A 2,009-nucleotide genomic window follows, 5' to 3' on the forward strand; every position below is an offset into this window, starting at 1 on the left:
CACCACGTCAGCTTGGCGCCCCTGCAGGGCCGCCTCGAGAAGGGCCGCCACCTCGTTTTCCCGGAAATCCCCTTGGATAAACTGAACGCCCTCCACCGGGACCATGGGCAAAAGGTCCAGGGCAATGATGCAGCCATTGAGTTCACCCACGGCCGCCCCATCCGGTGACAAACGGCGGCGCAGGTACTGGCTCCAGGCACCGGGTGCCGAGCCCAAGTCCACCACCAGATCGCCCGGACGGATCAGGCCCAAGGTTTCGTCGATTTCCTTCAACTTGTAAGCGGCCCGAGCCCGATAACCCTCTCTCAGGGCCAGCTTCACATAGGTGTCATTCACATGGTCGTTCAACCAGGCTTTATTGACTTTTTTACTTTTGGTTTTGACTTTCATTCTTCTGCGTCCTTGCGGGGGATAATACCGGGATGTCCCAAATACAACTCACACCTTCCGAGCGCAAAGTTTTTCGCGCCGATGCCCACCACCTTGATCCGGTCGTCATGATCGGCGGCGATGGCCTGACCCCTGCCGTCGTCAAGGAAACCGAAGCCGCCTTGAATGCGCATGGCCTGATCAAGATTCGCGTGCTGGGCGACGACCGCGCAGCCCGAGAAGCCATGTTCGCTCAACTGGCTGACCAACTCAACGCGGCGCCCATCCAGCACATCGGCAAATTGCTGATCCTCTGGCGTCCACAGCCCGAGAAGATCAAGGAAACCGATGAGGACCGCAAAGCGGGTCCACGGGACTTCAAAATCCTCAAATACAGCTCACGTGGCGGTCAACGCCCAGAGGTCAAAACTGTGCGCGTCTTGGGCAACCAGCGTTTGGCCGCTGGCGGTCAGATCAAGCGGGCCAAGCCGAAGCAAAAATCGATCAAAAAAGGCCGCCACGAGTAAATTGAACAATGGCTTGCTGCCGTTTGAAACCGAAGATTTTTTTCAAAGGCCGTGAATCAACGGCCTTTTTCACGCCTCAAACGTACGACACGCCCACAATTTCATACCGGCGTACGCCACCTGGGGCCTGCACTTCGGCCACATCGCCCTCTTCCTTGCCGATCAAGGCGCGGGCAATCGGGCTGCTGATGTTGATGAGGCCCAACTTCAAATCGGCTTCGTCCTCACCCACGATCTGGTAAGTCACGGGCTCACCCGAGCTCTCGTCCTCTAATTCGACGGTGGTACCGAACACCACGCGGCCACCCGCATCCACCGAAGCCGGATCGATGATCTGGGCAGCAGACAGCTTTCCTTCAATTTCCTGAATTCGGCCTTCGATGAAGCCTTGACGGTCTTTGGCAGCATCGTACTCGGCGTTTTCACTCAGGTCGCCTTGAGCGCGTGCTTCAGCGATGGCCTGGATCACGCCGGGACGTTCGACTGTTTTGAGACGGTGCAATTCGTCTTTGAGCTTTTCAGCCCCGCGTTTTGTGATCGGGATGGTTGACATGTTCTGTTCTCCAAAAGCAAACCGCCGAGCGATAAGACTCGGCGGTGAGTGTTGACATTATGCCTGCAGCTCAGCGCCAGGCATTTGGCCAGGGCCGTGGTTTCAATTGGCCAATTGCGCGTGCATTTCCTGGATCGAAATGACGTCCAATTGGTCCATGTACTTCATGCCCTCTACCGCCGCCTCTGCGCCGGCAATGGTCGTGAAAGTGGTCACGCGGTTGAGCAAGGCCGAAGTCCGGATGTGGCGCGAATCGGCAATCGCATTGCGCCGCTCTTCCACGGTGTTGATGACCAGAACGACTTCGTTGCTTTTGATCATGTCGACAATGTGCGGACGACCTTCAGTCACCTTGTTCACCGTTGCGCAAGCCACGCCCGCGTCCTGAATGGCCGCAGCCGTTCCCTTGGTGGCCACCAATTCAAAACCTTGGGCCACCAACTGACGAGCCACGTCAATGACGCGCGCCTTGTCGTTGTTCTTCACAGAAATGAAGACCTTGCCCGAAGGAGACCCATCGGCCTGAGTCGGCCTTGGCAACTTCGTGCCTGCACCCAACT

The 2,009-nt window shown here is 57.3% G+C and carries 3 protein-coding genes and 1 pseudogene; 1 reads left to right on the top strand and 3 read right to left on the bottom strand.

The window, feature by feature from the left end:
• Window positions 1-390: RlmE family RNA methyltransferase (locus tag Q0341_RS08340; protein ID WP_299512029.1), on the bottom strand; the 390-nt coding region annotated here is incomplete at its 3' end.
• 32 nt (window positions 391-422) lie between these two features.
• Between Q0341_RS08340 and Q0341_RS08345 the strand changes: the two genes are divergently transcribed.
• Complete coding sequence (locus Q0341_RS08345; RefSeq protein WP_299512032.1) at window positions 423-896, top strand: YhbY family RNA-binding protein; 474 nt, start codon at window positions 423-425, stop codon at window positions 894-896.
• 76 nt (window positions 897-972) lie between these two features.
• Here Q0341_RS08345 and greA read toward each other — a convergent pair whose 3' ends face one another.
• Both greA and carB read right to left on the bottom strand, forming a co-directional pair.
• Window positions 973-1,449, bottom strand: coding sequence for a transcription elongation factor GreA (greA, locus tag Q0341_RS08350; RefSeq protein ID WP_299512034.1), 477 nt, complete (start codon window positions 1,447-1,449; stop codon window positions 973-975).
• Window positions 1,450-1,551: 102 nt separating this feature from the next.
• A pseudogene (gene carB, locus Q0341_RS08355) lies at window positions 1,552-2,009 on the bottom strand (carbamoyl phosphate synthase large subunit); the annotation flags it as partial.

The organism is uncultured Limnohabitans sp. (assembly GCF_937889215.1).
In the GTDB taxonomy this organism is placed as follows: Bacteria; Pseudomonadota; Gammaproteobacteria; order Burkholderiales; family Burkholderiaceae_C; genus Limnohabitans_A.